The organism is Streptomyces sp. NPDC048659, from assembly GCF_040650575.1.
In the GTDB taxonomy this organism is placed as follows: domain Bacteria; phylum Actinomycetota; class Actinomycetes; order Streptomycetales; family Streptomycetaceae; genus Streptomyces.
In genome coordinates this window covers 99,889-115,115 of sequence record NZ_JBEZHM010000024.1, presented here as the reverse complement: position 1 = coordinate 115,115, position 15,227 = coordinate 99,889, and the positions used below count along the sequence as shown (strand labels likewise).

The following is a 15,227-nucleotide window of genomic DNA, read 5'->3' as shown; positions in this document are numbered from 1 at the left end:
ACCAGGACGAGCCGGGCGACGCGGTGCGGGTACCGGGCGGCGTACCCGGTGGCGATGTCGGCGGGCGGGGTCGCCGCCCCGCCCCGCCCGTTCACTCCTCGTCCACGCGGGACAGCGCGTCGGCGATGAGGCGGGTGGCGAACTCCCGGTCGTCTGCGATGCGGTTGATGTGCTCGGCGAGGAGGAAGGCGGTGGCCTCCAGGGGGTTCATCTCCTCGCTCGTCCAGTCGCCGTACTGCTTGCGCCACAGGCTGGGGCTCAGGCCCGTGCCCGCCGCGACGACGAGGCCGGCCATGGTGGGGATCGCCTCGGGACGGACGCTCTTGGGCATCGAGCGCATCGCGGCCACGACGCCGGGGACCACGTACTCGATGACGTCCTTGTCGTGCTCCTCGTGGGCGTGCCGCAGCCACTTCATGAACATGAAGATGACCGTGCAGGTGCCGTCCAGCAGGTCCTGGACCTCGACCGGGCCCAGGGAGGCCGTGTACTGCCGGATCAGGCGCTGCTGTTCGGGGTCGGGCAGCGGCCTGTCGTCGTAGACGGACTTGAGCCGGGAGTCGATCACCATGAGCGCGCCGCCCACGTCACCGGCGGGGGCGTACTTCGGGTCGCAGGGCGATGACACAGGATCCTCCTCCGTGACCGCGGAAGGCTGCGCGGCGCGTGGGCATGTGCCCGCACGGTAGACCGGGAAGAAAGCCCCAGGCCGGGCGATTCGGTGAAGACCACCCGCAAGGAGAAGCGCGCGGCCCTGCCCGCGCCTTAATCGATTGCCGCCGGTCGAGGCGGTCGGATAGGAAGCTTCCATGCTTCGAGGCAAGAGAATCGCATTGCGGGCCCGGTACGAGGAAGACATCCCGGTCCTGCGGACCGAGCTCTACGACGACGTGGTCAACTCCTCCCGGTCCGACTCCAGTCCGTGGCGCCCGGCGTCGCCGGGCTCAGAGGACCCGCGGCTCGCGGTCGACGAACAGAAGGAGCGGTACGTGCCGTTCTCCGTCGTCGACCTGGAAGGCGGGGCCCTCGTCGGCAGCGCCTCGCTCTGGGGCATCGACACCCACAACCGTCTCGCGCACCTCGGCGTCGACCTGCTGCCCGCGTGGCGCGGCAAGGGGTATGGGAGCGATGTGGTGGCGGTGCTGTGCCACTACGGCTTCGTCGTGCGCGGGCTGCGCCGGCTCCAGGTCGAGACGCTCGCGGACAACCACGCGATGCTCCGCGCCGCCGAGCGCAACGGCTTCGTGCGCGAGGGGGTGCTGCGCTCGTCGGCGTGGGTGCTGGGCGAGATCCTGGACGAGGTGCTGCTCGGGCTGCTCGCCGAGGAGTGGCGGGCCCGCCCGGAGGCGTAGGCGGATCAGCCTTCCGTATCGGCCTTCCGTATCGGCCTTCCGTAACAGCCCTCCGCGTCAGCCCTCCGTATCGGCGCCCTCGGGGTACGGGGGCGGGGCCTGGCGGGTGTCGTCGAAGGTGCCGTGACGGCCGGCCCCGGACGCGAAGCGTGCGGCGCCGGAGAGGGTCTCGCCCGCCGACAGGGGCACCATGCCGTGCCGCAGTTCGGCCGCGAGCGCCTCGGCCTCGGGCAGGCCGTGCTGTCCGCGCGCGGAGAGACGGTCGTGGCGCAGGCAGAGCTGGGGGAACCCGGCGATCCCGCGCGCGAGTTCCTCTGCGGCGGCGCGAGCGCGGCCCGGCGGCACGAGGCGGTTGGCGAGCCCGATCTCGTACGCCTCGGCGGCGTGCACCGGCCGCCCGGTGAGGATCAGGTCCATGGCGCGGCTCTCGCCGATCAGGCGGGGCAGCCTGACCGTGCCCCCGTCGATGAGCGGGACGCCCCAGCGGCGGCAGAAGACGCCGAGGACTGCGTCCTCCTCGACGACCCGCAGGTCGCACCAGAGGGCGAGTTCGAGCCCGCCCGCGACGGCGTGGCCCGAGACGGCGGCGATGACGGGCTTGGAGAGCTCCATCCGAGTCGGCCCCATGGGACCGTCGCCGTCGGGCGCCACGCGGTTGCCCCGCTCGGTGCCGACGGCCTTGAGGTCGGCGCCCGCGCAGAACGTCCCGCCCTCCCCCCACAGCACGGCCACCGAGGCGTCCTCGTCCGCGTCGAACGCGCGGAAGGCGTCCGCTAGCTGACGGGCCGTCGGACCGTCTACGGCGTTGCGGGCGGCGGGCCGGGACAGGATCACCGTGGTCACCGGCCCGTCCCGCTCGACGCGGACCGGGGGAACGGGGACGGGGCCGGGGCCGGGGCCGGGAGGCGTGCGCGGGGGCGCGGGCGGCGCGGGGGTGTCGGTCATGGCGGCATTCTCACGCGCCGCGTACGCCCCCGGCCACCGTCGCGTACGCCCCTCCAGGCCACCTCCGCCGGCCGGCCCCCCCGGCTAGGGGACGGCGGACAGGTGGGCCGCCGTGTGCTGCTGCATGTCCGTCACGGAGTCCGCCGTGTGCGTCACCACCGGGTCGTGGGTGGCGACCACGGTGACGCAGCCGTGGCGGCGGGTGGTGTCGGCGATCAGGGTGGTGAGGGCCTCCGCGCGGGTGCGGTCGACGGCGGCGGTGGGCTCGTCGACGAGCAGGAGTTCCGGCTGGAGGAGCAGGGCGCGGGCGAGGGCGACGCGTTGGCGTTCGCCGCCGGAGAGCTGGTCCGGGCGGTGGCCCAGGCGGTGCTCCAGGCCGACCTCGGTGAGGAGTTCGCGGGCGCGGGCGCGCAGGGAGCGGGGCGGGCGGCCCGCGAGGGAGGCGGCGGCCTGGAGCTGCTGTTCGGCGGTGAGTCCGGTGAGGAGGTTGCCGCTCTGGAACATGTAGCCGACGCGCTCGCGGCGGGCCCGCGCGCGCTCGCGGTCGCTGAGGGCGGCGAGGTCGGTGCCGTTGAGGAGGACCTGGCCGCGGTCCGGGCGGAGCAGGGCCCCGGCGACGGCGAGGAGGGTGGACTTGCCGGAGCCGGAGGGGCCGACGAGGGCGGTGAGGGCGCCCGGTTCGAAGCGGGCGGTGACGGCGCGCAGGGCGGTGGTGCGGGAGTCGCCGCGGCCGAGGGTGACGGTGACGTCGTGGAGGTCGAGGCTCATCGGGCGGCTCCCAGCATGGTCATCGGGTCGACGGTGGTGACGCGGCGCAAGGTGAGGGCGGAGCCCGCGAGGCCGACGAGCGCCACGGCGGCCATGGTGGTCGCGAGGGTGCTCGCGGGGAGGCTGAACGGCACCTGTTCGCCGACGAGGAGCCCGACACCGGCGGCCAGCGCCGCGCCCGCAGCGGTCCCGGCGGCGACCACGACGGCGGCCTGGGCCAGGGTGTGGCCGAGCAGGCGGCGGCGGGAGGCGCCCATCGCGCGGAGCAGGGCGAGTTCGGGGGTGCGCTGGACGGTCCAGACGGCGAAGAACGCTCCGACGACGAGCGGGGCGATGAGGAAGAGGAAGCTCTGGATGGAGGTCATGGTCAGGCGTTCGCCCTCGTAGCCGGGGGCCGCCGCGAACGCCTCCTCCAGGGGGACGGTCGTCGTGCCGTCGCGCCGGTCGGCCGCCGCGAGGGCCCCGGGGTCGGCGTCGGCGGGGAGCCGGAGGGCCAGGGCGCTGTACTGGCGCGGGAGTTCGGCGGGCGCGGTCGTCGCACCGGGCACGGTGAACCGGATCCGGCGCCAGGTGTCGGCGGTGACGTACGCGACGGGGACGTGGCCGTAGGAGGAGCGGCCGGTGGTGCCGAGGACGGTGAGGCGGATGCCGAGGCGGTCGACGATGACGGTGTCCCCGATCCGTACGCCCTCGTCGACGAGCCGGCGGGAGACGACGACGCCCAGGGGGCGGGCCGGGTCCAGGCGGTCGCCGGTGTCGGCGCCGGGGTCGATGAAGGAGCCGGGCTCGACCCCGAAGGCCGCGAGGTCGACTTCGACACCCCGGCCGGTGGTGCCTCGGGTGAGGGCGACGCCGAGCGGGGTGGCCTCGGCCGCCTGGGGGGTCCCGGGGCGCGGCGGGTCGATCAGGCCGCGGGCGAACTGGTCGGAGTCCGAGCCGGCCGCGAAGGCGATGTGGGTGGCGGGAAGCCTGCGCAGCGCGGAGACGGTGTCGTCGCCGAGGCCGGTGGTGAAGCCGGAGACGATGCCGACGAGCGCGGCGACGAGGACGACGACGCTGCCCATCAAAAGGAAGCGGCCGCGGGCCGCTCTCAGTTCCAGCAGGGCGAGGAACACGGTGTTCCCTCCAAGGGTCCGGGATGGGACGAGATGAGGTGGGGTGGGGTGAGGTGAGCCGGGATGGGCCGGGATGGGCCGGGACTAGATAGGGACGCTGCGTCCCTAAGTTGGCGAGCTCACGATAGATGATGGCGACGGTCCGTCCCCAAGGGGGGGGTGCCGGTCCCGAATATCGGTTGATGTTCCGGTGCGGGCCGGGTGCACTGGGGCCGGGCGGGGCCCCACCTCGGGGCGTCCGCGATCAGGGGAGGCCGCAGCACCCATGCACATCCGCGCCACGACCAGTGATGACCACGACGTCTTCGTCGACACGCTCCACACCGCGTTCGGGCGCTTCCCCGAGTCGGCCCCCGACGAGGACGGCGGCGGGGTGTGGTGGGCGGCGCTGGAGATGGACCGCTGCCTGTTCGCCCTCGCGCCGGAGGACGGGCGGCCGGTCGGCACCGCCGGGGCGTACGGGTTCGAGCTCACGCTCCCCGGCGGCGCCCTCGCCCCGGCCGCCGGGATCACGGCGGTCGGGGTGCTGCCCACGCACCGGCGCCGGGGCGTGCTCAGCGCGCTCATGCGGCACCAGCTCGCCGAACTGCGGGAGCGCGGGGAGTTCCTGGCGGTGCTGCTGGCGTCCGAGGCGCCGATCTACGGCCGCTTCGGCTACGGACCGGCCACCCATACGCGCCGGCTGACGGTCCGGCGCCACGAGGCCGCCTTCGCGCCGGGGCGCGCGCCCTCGGTGGCCGCACCCGGTGGCGCCGGTTCGGTCGAGGTCCTGCGGCGCGCCGACTGCGGCGAGCTCCTGGAGCGGGTCTACGACCGGTACCGCCGCGCCCAGCCCGGCGCGCTGTCCCGGCCCGCGCACTGGTGGGCGCGGGGCGCGGGACAGCCTCCGGTCGCCCGGACGCCGCGCCTGGTGGCCGTACACCGGGACGCGGACGGCGTCCCGGACGGGTACGCGAGCTACGCGCTCGACGGCGCCGGGACCCTGACGGTCGACGAGACGATCGCCATAGACGACGCCGTCTTCACCGAGCTGGCGCGTTTCCTCCTCGGTCACGACCTGGTGAGCCAGGTCGTGTTCCGGCACCTTCCGCCGGAGCACCCGCTGCGCTGGCGGCTCGCCGACTTCCGCGCGGGGCGGCTGAGCGACGAGACGGACTGGCTGTGGGTACGGCTGCTGGACGTGCCGCGCGCGCTGACCGCGCGCGGCTGGTCCGCCGACGGGGAGCTCATCCTCGACGTGACCGACCCGTTCCTCGGCGAGCACGCCCGCCACCTGCTGACGGTGCGCGGCGGCGAGGCCACGTGCGTGCCGACGGACCGGGAGCCCGACCTGTCCCTGGACGTACGGGACCTGGGCGCCGTCTACCTCGGCGGCACCGCCCCGAGCACCCTGGTCCGCGCCGGGCACGTCCGGGCCCACCACCCGGCGGCTCCCGCCCTCGCCGACGCCCTGTTCCGCGCCGAGCGGCCGCCGCACTGCCTCCACTGGTTCTGAGCGCGGCGGCGCGTTCGCCGAGGGAGGGGCCGGTCACAGGGCGAGCAGGGTCCGGCCGGTCGGTTTCGGGGCGGCCAGGGGTCTCAGCGCCAGGCGCAGCAGGGCGAGCGGGTTGTCGTCCCCCGCGACGCGGTTGGCGCTGAGCTCGTCGCAGGAGGCGCACTGGTGGATGATCATCCACTCGCCGTCCGGGCGGGCGGACAGGCCCAGCGCCTCCATCCGGCCGCGGCACTCCGCGGCGCGGTCGCCCGGGACCCTGCGGTCCACGTGCAGGCTGGCGAGGCAGTTGGGGCAGTGGTTGCGGTGCGCGGTGCCGGGCGCGTCCAGGGACACGTCGAGCCGGCAGGACACGCAGCGGAAGTCGTGGGCCCGGTGGCGGCCCTGGGTGTGCAGGACGTCCTTGCGCCGCTGGGGGCGGCGCCGTCCGCGACCGGTGTTGTTGCGCGACATGGCGGGTGCTCCTTCTCTTCGGGCGGTCAGAGGGTTCCGAACGCTTCGAGCGGGAAGGGCGGTTGGGCCAGCGGGCGGACCGCGATGCGCATGAGGATGAGCTGGTTGTCGTCGGTGTGGACCGGGTTCGAGGTCAGCTCGTCGCAGCGGACGCAGCGGTGGATCACCATCCAGTCGCCGGTGCGGAGCACGGCGATGGCGATCGGGGACATCCGGCCCGCGCAGTCGCCGGGACCGCCCTCGACGTGGTCGAGGACGTGCCGGGAGTGCAGACAGGACGGGCAGTGGTTGCGCGGGGCGCCGTCGGGGGCGTACGCGGACACGGTCAGCCCGCACCAGGCGCAGGGGAAGGTGCCGAGGCTGAGAGTGTGGGTGTGGCTGGAGTGGGAGTTGCTGGAGGTGTGGCTGGAGGTGTGGCTGGACACCCGGTGCTCCTTGCTGAGAAGTCGTCATGACAGCAAGAGCAGGCCGAGCGGCCTCGTCAGGAGTCGGCCCGAGGCCACCGTGGAACGGCGGGCGGGCAGGTCGGAACACCGGAGAACGCGTCCGGCAGCCGCCAGAGGAGACGGGCGGCGGAAAACAGCGGACGGTTACGCGGTGCGGCGAGGCGCACTCGGCGCGGTCCGGGACATCAAGACACCCTCTTCATGCGGGCGCGGAGGCCCTGGAGCGGAAACGAATCACTACGACCCCCGCAGGCTAACAAGGCACCGGGCGGGGCCGTCAACGCATTTAGACGCCGCGGGGGCGGCCTCCGGGCGACGACGGGAGTCCGACGACAGGACCTAGACTGAGGCCGTGCCCAAGATCCACGCTGCCACGGTCGCCGACCACCGCACCCAGCAGCGTGCCGCCCTGCTGGACGCCGCGCGGGAGCTGCTCGCCGAGGGCGACGCCTCCCGGGTCACGTTCGCCGAGGTGGCGCGCCGCACGGGGCTGGCCCGTAACAGCGTCTACAAGTACTTCCCGGACCGGCAGCACCTGCTGACCGAGGTGGTGCGGGAGGCCGCGCCGCGCTGGACCGAGCGCATCCGCACCGCGCTGGCCGCCGCCGGGGACGCCCCGCGCGACCGCGTCGCCGCCTACGTCACCGCGCAGCTGGAGATGGTCCGCGACGGCGAGCACCGGGTCGCCCGCGCCTCCGCCGACGCGCGGGACACGGCCGCCCTGCGCGCGGGCGCTGAGGAGGCGCACCGGGCGCTGCTCGCACCGCTCGTCGAAGCCCTCGCGGAGCTCGGCGACGACGCGCCGCTGCTCACCGCGCGCCTCCTCCAGGGCTTCGTGAACGCCGCGACGACCGCGCTGGAGGGCGGCGCCGACTACACCGCGGTGACCGCCCGCGCCGTACGCCTGGCGGTAGCCGCCCTCGACGGGGTGCCCGGCGGCCCGTGACGGCCGGGGCGCGCGGGGAACGGGCCGTCCCGTCCCCCGCGCGCCCCTAACGCGCCACTCCTAGCGCGACAGGTACTCCTGCCGCAGCGCGTCCAGGATCTGCGCCGCCTCGTCGAGCCCCGCGTGGCGGCAGCGGGCCGCGGCCGCGGTGAGGCGGGTGATGGCGTCGTTGAACTTCTCCAGGCCGTTGCCCTCGATCAGGGCGGCGATCCGTACGGCCTCGGCGCGCGGGATCTCGCCGTGCTCCCCGCCCTCCTCGTGGGCGTCGATCGCGGCCTGGGCCTCGACGAGCGCCTCGTCGAAACGGCCGGCCTCGGCGAGGACCCGGGAGCGCCGGTAGTGGACGGAGCCCGTCTCGTACCAGACGGAGAACTCCGCCTTCCCCTCCGCCGCCGCGGCGGCCACGAGGGCGTCCGCGCGGGTCAGGTGCGCCAGCGCCGTCTCGACGCCCTCGGCGTCCTGGGCCAGCATCGTCAGCCGGGCGAACTCCCGCATCATCTCGGCGATGACCGGCGGGTTCGGCGCCTCGGCGTGCGCCTCGACGGCCCGCTCGTACGCCGCGTCGGCCTGCTCCCAGCGGTCGGCCATGGCCAGCGTGGTGGCGGCCTCGGCGGCGACCAGGGTGTGGACGTACCGGTCCTCCTCCCACGCCGCCACGGTGTCCGCGAGCCGCAGGAACTCGGTGGCCGCGGCCAGGTACTCCTCCAGCTCCCGCAGGCCGCGCGCCAGGTTCAGGCGCGCCTGCGCGAGGACGGGTTCGTCCAGGCCGGTCGTCCGCTCGTCGGCGAGGACCGATTCGAGGACGGCGACCGCGTCGGCGTGCCGCCCGTCGCGGGTCAGGACGTCGGCGAGGCGCAGCCGTGTCTCGGACGCCTCCTCCTGCTCGTCCGCCTGGTCGAAGCGCGCCGCCGCCTCCGACATGTACCGGACGGCGCCCGCGGTGTCGCCGAGGTGTGAGAGCGCGTGCCCAAGGAGGGAGTACGTGGGGGCCAGCGGGAAGTCGGTCTCGTCGTGCCGCACGGCGTCGGCGATCGCCTGGTGCAGCAGCTCCACGGCCTCCTCGCGCTGCCCCCGGCCCATGAGGACCTGGGCGAGCAGGGCGCGCGGCCGCGAGCCGCGCCAGGGCCGCCCGGCGGCCTCGACCAGCTTCAGGGCCTCGCGGAGATCCGCTTCGGCACGCTCGAACTCGCCGTTCCGGGCGCTCAGGTCCGCGATGTACTGCCGCGCGTTGGCGAGCTGGTGCGGGACGGCATGACGCTCCGCCTCCGTGATCAGGACGCCGACGCTGTCGTCGAACCGGCGCCGCACGGCCTCGGGAGCCTCGGGGTGCCGGCGCGCCACCGCCTTGTAGGCGGCGAACGCGTAACCGCTCAGCACCGAGAGGTATTCGAGGACCCGCTCCCGGCCGACCGCCTCGGCGGAGCCGGTCTCCCCCGCCCCCGGGTGCTCGCCCGAGAACGGGGCCTGCGCCTTCAGAAGCTCCGCCTCCGCCAGGAAGCCGTCGAGACGGGCCCACATGGCGGACTCGTCCGACCCGGTGGCGGAATCGGTGGCCGACTCGGTGGTCGACTCGGTGGCGGACTCGGTGGCCGAATCAGTGCCCTCGGCGCCCGACCCCGTGGCCGAATCCCGCTCCGCCGCCTGCTCCTGCTCCTGCTCCTGCTCCCCCAGCTTCGTTCCCCAGGCCACCGCCCGCGTGCGTACGGAGAGCTCGTGCCAGCGCATCCCGAGCTCGCCGTACAGTTCGGCGGCCCGCTCCATCTCGACGACGGCCTCGTCGTCATGGTCGGCGTTGCCGAGCTCGGCGGCGCGGTGTTCGGCGCACTCCGCCTGGAGGAGCGCCTCCGGGCCGAGGTCGTCGGTGTGCTCGGCCGTGCCGGCGGCGACGCGCTCCTCGACGGCCGTCCACAGCCGGTCGGCCGTGGGGTGCCCGTCGGCCGACAGGCGGCGGGCCTCGCGGACGAGGGCCGCGAAGTCGTCGGGGACCGCGACGGCGGCGCTCTTCGGCGGCGCGGGCTTGGGCGCGGTGCCGACCGCGCCGGACGAGCGCAGGCCCAGCGGCAGCGGGGCGTCGACCAGCGGCTTGCGGGCGAGCCGCTCGGCGCGCCGGTCGCCCACGGCGGTCGTGCCGTTGCGCGCGTCGAAGGCCGCGGCCAGCCGGTCCGCCTCGGTACGGACGTGGGCGAGGAGCCCGGTGGCCGTCCAGCCGCGGCCGGGCGGGCCGGCGACGACGGTGTCCGCGTGCCCGTCCTCGACCAGGCGGGCGACCAGCACCTCGACCCCGGTGAGGAATTCGAGGTGGGCGAGCGGGGCGCCGGTGGCCTCGAACAGCGGCCGGTTCTCCGCCAGGATCTCCAGGCCGCGGCCCTCGTTGCGGGACAGGGCGCAGAACTCCAGGTGGAGGCCGACCTCCTCCTGGGTGCCGGTGCCGCCGCGGACCTGCCGGTAGCCGGTGAGGTGGTGGGAGCGGACCTCGTCGGTGCGGCCCTCGCGGAGCAGCGACAGCAGCACGCGGGCCTGGCTGGCCTGCGGCTCCTCGCTGCAGGACTGGGCTCCCGCGAGGACGGGGGCCCAGCTGTCGACGGCCCCGGCGTCGTCGCCGGCCAGCACCTGGTGCCAGGCGAGGTGGCGGGTCTCGCACGCCTCGCAGTCGCTGAGCCGGGTGCGGCCGCGGGTCGCCCACAGGTCGTACGCGTCGGCGACGTCGGTGCCGGTGTGGACGGCGACGTGGTAGCGCATGGCGGCCACCGGCTGCATGCCGTGCCCGGCCGCCTCGTAGCGGGAGCGCATCCGGTCGATCCAGGCGTGCACGGTGGCCAGCGGCACCTCGGGGACCTGGAGGAGCGAGGTGGTGACCCACTTGAAGCGCCAGAAGACCTGGTGGGCCTCCCAGTCGCTGAAGGATTCGGGCGCGGTGTCCCACAGCTTGAGCAGCCGGGCGAAGACGACGGGCGACTTGCGGTGCTCGCCGGTGTACTCGTACGCCGTCATGAGTTCGAGCAGTGCGGTGATGAGCATGTCGGGCTTGTCGAACGGCTCGGCCGCCTCGGCGAGCTCCTCGGCGGTGACGGTGCGGTGCAGGCCGTGCGGGCGGTCGTGGTTCTCCCGCAGCGCTTCCAGCACGGCCTCGGGGGTGTCCAGCATCTACAGTTCCTTCCGGGGCTCGGTGCCGGGTGCTTCGCCGCCCGGGTGGTGCATGGCGTGGGTCAGCAGCCCGATGAACGCGCGGTTGAGCAGGGCGCTCTCGCTCGCCTTGAGCGGGCGGCGGCTGAGCAGCAGGGCCTGCCCGTACAGCGCTTCGGCGGTCGTGACGGCCAGACCGCGCTCGGCGATCGTGATCGCCTGGCGGACCAGCGGGTTGAGGTGGTTGAGGACGAGCTGCGCGCGGGGCGTCTCGTGCCGCAGGGAGCCCAGGATGTCGGCCCACAGGCCGTCGCTGTCGGCGGCGAGGTGGGACCGGGTCCGCTCGTGGCGGGCCTCGCGGTTGTCGAGGAGCAGCGCGGGGGCGGTGACGGGCTGGAAGTCGCGCAGGACGACGTCGCAGTCGTGGATGGCGACGGTCTCGCGCGCGACGGCGAGGAACCCGGCGGCGCGGAGCTCGGCGGTCGGGTCGACGGCGTCCAGGTGGGCGGTGACGGTGGCCGGGTCGAGGTCGGTGACGCTCGTGCCGGGCCGGATCTCGGGGAGCCGGTGCACCAGGTCGCGGTCGTAGGTGTAGCCGCCGTTGACGACGCCGAGCCCGGCGGCGGAGGCGATGGGGGCGACCTGGCGGAACTCCTCGACGCTCCGGGTGACCAGGAGGGTCGGGTGGGTCCGCGCGAACTCCTCCAGGGTGACGTTGCCGTCGGTGGTCTCGAACGGCAGCCAGGGCAGCACGATCCGGAGCAGTTCGTCGTCGTAGCGGGCGAGTGCCTTGACCGCGAGGTGGTGGGTGTCGATGAAGCGGTGCAGGAGGGCCGGGTCGCTCGCGGCGAGTCCGGTGAGCCAGTCGCGGATCCGCTCGCCGAGGGCGTCGCGTACGGCGGACAGGGTGCCGTCCTCGTACAGCGACTCGCGGGAGGCGGTGGGCCGCAGGCTGGTGGTGTCGACGACGCAGCGGACGAAGAAGGCCCAGTCCGGGAGCAGTTCGGGGGCCTGGTCGGTGAGCAGCATCCCCTTGAGGTGCACGCGGTGGCCGGCGCGCTGGGCGGGGCTCACGGGGGTGGGGAGCACGTAGGCGACACCGCGCAGGCCGGCCGCCGGGAGGTCCAGCTCGATGGTGTCGAGCGGGGTGAAGTCGAAGAGGGCGCGGCCGTATTCGGCCAGCGCCTCGCGCCGGGCCAGCGGGGAGCGGTGGGTACGGTCCCAGGGCGGCGTCTCGTTGACGCGGTGGCTCTCGCCGCGCGGGCCGACGACGGTGACCTCGTGGCGCAGCAGTCCGCCGTAGTGCCGGGCGAGCTCGACGACCCGCTCGGGGCTCGTCCACTCGGCGTTGTCGAGGCGCGGGACGAGCCGCACGGTGGTGCCGGGCTCGGGCACGGCCGAGGCGGGCAGGGTGCGGATGGTGTAGCGGCCGTCGGAGTGGCCGCGCCATTCGACGGCGGGCGCGCCGGGTTCGGCGGCGGACCGGGTGAGGACGGTGATCTCGTCGGCGACGACGAAGCAGGCGAGCAGGCCGATGCCGAACTGTCCGATGAACTCCCCGCGCGCCGCGTCGAGCCCGGCGCCGTCGAGGGCGCCGTCGGGGGTGCGCTTGGAGCTGCGCCCGATGGTGGCGAGGAAGCGGTGGACGTCGGCCTCGGTCAGACCGACGCCGGTGTCGGTGACGGTGAGGGTGTCACCGGTGCGCACGGTGATGGCGCCGTGTGCCGACGGGTCGAGTGCCTGGCGGGCGGTGATGGCGTCGACGGCGTTCTGCAGCAGTTCGCGCAGGTAGACGCGCGGGCTGGAGTAGAGGTGGTGGGACAGCAGGTCGACCAGGCCGCGCAGGTCGACCTGGAAGGTGTGCGCGGTCTCGGCGTCGGAAGGGGACAACAGGCGAAGTCCTTCACTGGGCCCACCGCTCGGGGCGAGCGGGACGGGCGGGGCGTACGGGAGGGAGATGTGGGGGCGCGGAGGGGCGGGGCGGGGGCGCCGGATACGGGGACGGGGACGGGGACGGGCCCGGGGCCGTGCTCGGTCCGGACGCGGTCCGGACGCGGTCCGGTTCCCCGGGCCCGGTGTCCCCGGGCTTCGCCCCTCCGGGTGTCAGCGACCGGCCAGCGAGCGCATCTTGCGGTACGCCTCGGTCGGGTCGTCGCCGTTGAGGTAGTACCAGGGCGCCTCGGTGACCCGGCCCTCGGCGGCGCGGAAGCACTCGCGGGCGCCGGCCCGGTCGCCGGCCAGCGAGAAGGCCATGGCGAAGGTGTTGACCAGCGGCAGCCAGCCGCGGTTCCGCTGGAAGTCCGGGTGCCGGTAGGTGTGGTCGGCGGCCTCGTTGAGGGAGGCGGCGACCTGGGGGCCGGAGATGTACGCGGCGTCCTCGCCCCGGTCGAGGTCCAGCCAGTGCTCGATGTGCGCGTACGCGACGAGCTGTCCGAGCAGGTTGCCGCCGGGCGCGCCGAAGGTCGAGGCGCGGGCGAAGGCGTGCATCTCCTCGTGCGAGCCGTTCCACTTGGCGCAGAGGTGCTGGAGCTGCTGCTGGTGGGCGCCCAGGTGGAGCGGGGCGCGGCGCAGGGTGGCCTCGAAACGGCGGCGCGCGGTGTCCTTGGTGACCTGGAGGCCGCGGCCGGTGACCTGGAGGCCGTACCAGGGCGAGGTCCAGCCCGGTTCGCGCTCGGCGGCCTCGTACAGCCGGCTCTCGGCGATGCGCAGCCGCGCGTGGAACACGTCGAACTGCTCGCGCGAGACGTCCTTGGCGCGGGCGTCGGTCCGCGCCTCCCAGCCCCAGGTGATGTGCCGGATGCCGGCGACGAGCCGCGGCAGCGGGGCGTCGGGCTCGGCTTCGATCACGGGATCGATCCAGCGTTCCACCCCGGCGGCGTCCGCGACGGCCCAGAGCAGCTCGGTGCGGTCCTCGCTCTCGGGCCGGGCCTCCAGGATCGCCCGTACCGTCGGCCAGTCCGCGGCCTCGGCGGCCTCGCGTACGCGCGGCACCTCGGGATCGCCGGAGTCCTTCTGCAGTGTCAGGCCGGGCCGGCCGGCCCATTTCCCCAGCGTGAGCCCCAGATCACGGAGCAACGCCATTTCCCCACCCCTTGCCATGTCCGAACGGGCGGCTCATCGATCGTCCCGCGATCTTCCCGCCCGGTGCAGTAGTGACTATCACGGGTGACCGACAATCGCACATCAGTTTCCCCGGCCGTCCTGGCCCAGCTTCCACGCCTCGATGTCGCGGTAGCGGATCGGGCCGGGCCCGCGCCCCGTGTTGCTGCCGACGAGGTGGAGCCGGTCGGTGTGCCAGGTGCGGCCCCGGAAGTCCGCGAGCGCGGCGGCGGTGTCGACGACGCCGGCCGGGTCGTCGCGGCGGGCGCGGGCCAGGGTGAGGTGGGGGCGCAGGGGGCGCCCCTCGTAGGGGATGCCGCAGGCGCGCACGAGGGCGCGGACGTCGTCGGCGAGGCGGTGCAGTCCTTCGAGGTCTCCGTCGACGCCGCTCCACAGGACGCGCTCGTCGAAGTGGCCGCCGCCGCGCAGCGCCAGCGCGAGGGGGGCGCGGGCGGCGGCGAGTGCGGCGAGGGGCGCCCGGAGCGGCGGTACGGCGGCGACGGGGAGTTCACCGAGGAAGGCGAGGGTGAGGTGCCAGTCCTCGATGCGGTTCCAGCGCATCCGGGGGTGGGCCGCGTAGGCGGGGAGCAGCTCCCGTTCCAGCTCGTCCTTGGCGTCGTCGGGCGGGGCGAGGGCGATGAAGACGCGGGTGGTCGCCGCGCCGTTCTCTTCGTTCACAGCGGTTTTCGTACCTTGTCGTTCCCGGCGTCGCCGCCGCCTTCGCCCTCACCCGGCCCGGTGGGTCAGTCCTGGTCGCCCAGGTCCCGGCGGGTCAGCCTGCGGGACTTGCCCAGGCCGCGCCGGACGGCGGCCGGGTCCTTCTCGGAGCGGCCGGTGCCGCGCACCTTGTGCGGCGCGCACAGCGGGCAGCAGCCCTTCCAGCGCCGGTGCGGTGAGTGTGCCATCGTTCGAGTCCTTTCCCAGCCGCCCCGCCTTGGGGCTGGGCTGGCTCGGACGTCTGGGGAGGGCGGGTCGCTACCGGCATGGGGCCATTCTCACCCACCGGCCGGGGCCCTGACCAGCGGTTCTCCAGAGGCACAGGGCCGCGAGCGGCAGTTCCGCGAGGAGGGCCATCGCCAGGGCCACGGCCCGTTCGGGGCCGGGGGCGGCGGTGGCGAGGTCGGCGCAGGCGTCGGCGACGAGGAGGACGGCCGCCGCGAGCGCCGGGGCGCGGTACCGGGCGTCGCCGGCGAGGAGCCGGGTGCCGGCGGTGAGGAGCGCGGCGGCCTCCAGGGCGTCGAGGACGACCCAGGCCACCGCCTCGGCGGGCGGCAGGGTGCCCGCGAGATAGCCGAGCCAGGGCAGCAGGACCAGTCCGGCGCCGCACAGGATCCGTCCCCTGAACCGCTGTGCGCGACCGGTCCGTTGACGCGGGATCACCGCGGTGGCGTCGACGACCGGGGTGCCGGTCGGGGCGGCGGGCGCGGTGGCGGCCTGGGTGGCGGTCGGGGCCATGACGAAAGCCTCTCGGGGTCCGGTATCGCAGGA

At 74.8% G+C, this 15,227-nt stretch carries 15 protein-coding genes; 3 read left to right on the top strand and 12 right to left on the bottom strand.

The genetic code is table 11. From position 1 onward, the window contains the following. Positions 1 to 91: 91 nt before the first annotated feature. On the bottom strand, positions 92 to 628 hold the full coding sequence (locus AB0C99_RS20155) for a hypothetical protein (protein WP_362476660.1): 537 nt from the start codon (positions 626 to 628) through the stop codon (positions 92 to 94). 181 nt (positions 629 to 809) lie between these two features. Between AB0C99_RS20155 and AB0C99_RS20150 the strand changes: the two genes are divergently transcribed. Next, entirely contained in the window at positions 810 to 1,352 is a 543-nt protein-coding gene (locus AB0C99_RS20150; RefSeq protein WP_362476659.1) for a GNAT family protein, read from the top strand. Positions 1,353 to 1,409: 57 nt separating this feature from the next. On the opposite strand, the gene AB0C99_RS20145 is transcribed toward AB0C99_RS20150, so the two are convergent. From AB0C99_RS20145 to AB0C99_RS20135, 3 genes are all read right to left on the bottom strand, one after another. Then, positions 1,410 to 2,297, bottom strand: coding sequence for a crotonase/enoyl-CoA hydratase family protein (locus AB0C99_RS20145; RefSeq protein ID WP_362476657.1), 888 nt, complete (start codon positions 2,295 to 2,297; stop codon positions 1,410 to 1,412). 84 nt (positions 2,298 to 2,381) lie between these two features. After that, positions 2,382 to 3,065 (bottom strand): ATP-binding cassette domain-containing protein, encoded by a 684-nt coding sequence (locus AB0C99_RS20140; protein ID WP_362476655.1) that lies wholly within the window; start codon positions 3,063 to 3,065, stop codon positions 2,382 to 2,384. Further along, positions 3,062 to 4,180 (bottom strand): FtsX-like permease family protein, encoded by a 1,119-nt coding sequence (locus AB0C99_RS20135; protein WP_362476653.1) that lies wholly within the window; start codon positions 4,178 to 4,180, stop codon positions 3,062 to 3,064. Before AB0C99_RS20135 ends, AB0C99_RS20140 begins: the two co-directional genes overlap by 4 nt. Positions 4,181 to 4,445: 265 nt before the next feature. On the opposite strand from AB0C99_RS20135, the gene AB0C99_RS20130 reads away from it, so the two are divergent. Further along, positions 4,446 to 5,675, top strand: a complete 1,230-nt coding sequence (locus tag AB0C99_RS20130; protein ID WP_362476651.1) for a GNAT family N-acetyltransferase — start codon at positions 4,446 to 4,448, stop codon at positions 5,673 to 5,675. A gap of 33 nt (positions 5,676 to 5,708) precedes the next feature. Here AB0C99_RS20130 and AB0C99_RS20125 read toward each other — a convergent pair whose 3' ends face one another. After that, complete coding sequence (locus AB0C99_RS20125; RefSeq protein WP_362476649.1) at positions 5,709 to 6,125, bottom strand: RNHCP domain-containing protein; 417 nt, start codon at positions 6,123 to 6,125, stop codon at positions 5,709 to 5,711. Between the two features lie 26 nt (positions 6,126 to 6,151). Further along, positions 6,152 to 6,550 carry an RNHCP domain-containing protein gene (locus AB0C99_RS20120; protein WP_362476647.1) on the bottom strand — a complete coding sequence of 133 codons (399 nt, stop codon included), beginning with the start codon at positions 6,548 to 6,550 and terminating at the stop codon, positions 6,152 to 6,154. A gap of 373 nt (positions 6,551 to 6,923) precedes the next feature. On the opposite strand from AB0C99_RS20120, the gene AB0C99_RS20115 reads away from it, so the two are divergent. Beyond that, positions 6,924 to 7,517, top strand: coding sequence for a TetR family transcriptional regulator (locus tag AB0C99_RS20115; protein WP_362476645.1), 594 nt, complete (start codon positions 6,924 to 6,926; stop codon positions 7,515 to 7,517). 60 nt (positions 7,518 to 7,577) lie between these two features. On the opposite strand, the gene AB0C99_RS20110 is transcribed toward AB0C99_RS20115, so the two are convergent. The 6 genes from AB0C99_RS20110 to AB0C99_RS20085 all read right to left on the bottom strand — a co-directional run bounded on the left by AB0C99_RS20110 (position 7,578) and on the right by AB0C99_RS20085 (position 15,194). Then, a complete protein-coding gene (locus tag AB0C99_RS20110) occupies positions 7,578 to 10,661 on the bottom strand; it encodes a tetratricopeptide repeat protein (RefSeq protein WP_362476643.1) in 3,084 nt (1,027 codons plus the stop codon). Beyond that, positions 10,662 to 12,533, bottom strand: a complete 1,872-nt coding sequence (locus AB0C99_RS20105; RefSeq protein ID WP_362476670.1) for an HSP90 family protein — start codon at positions 12,531 to 12,533, stop codon at positions 10,662 to 10,664. Between the two features lie 210 nt (positions 12,534 to 12,743). After that, positions 12,744 to 13,721, bottom strand: a complete 978-nt coding sequence (locus AB0C99_RS20100; protein WP_362476641.1) for a hypothetical protein — start codon at positions 13,719 to 13,721, stop codon at positions 12,744 to 12,746. A 102-nt stretch (positions 13,722 to 13,823) separates the two neighbouring features. After that, entirely contained in the window at positions 13,824 to 14,417 is a 594-nt protein-coding gene (thpR, locus tag AB0C99_RS20095; RefSeq protein ID WP_362476639.1) for an RNA 2',3'-cyclic phosphodiesterase, read from the bottom strand. Between the two features lie 65 nt (positions 14,418 to 14,482). Next, positions 14,483 to 14,644: a hypothetical protein gene (locus tag AB0C99_RS20090; RefSeq protein ID WP_362476637.1), complete on the bottom strand. Its 162-nt coding sequence runs from the start codon at positions 14,642 to 14,644 to the stop codon at positions 14,483 to 14,485. Positions 14,645 to 14,714: 70 nt separating this feature from the next. Beyond that, entirely contained in the window at positions 14,715 to 15,194 is a 480-nt protein-coding gene (locus AB0C99_RS20085; RefSeq protein ID WP_362476635.1) for a hypothetical protein, read from the bottom strand. Positions 15,195 to 15,227: the final 33 nt, after the last annotated feature.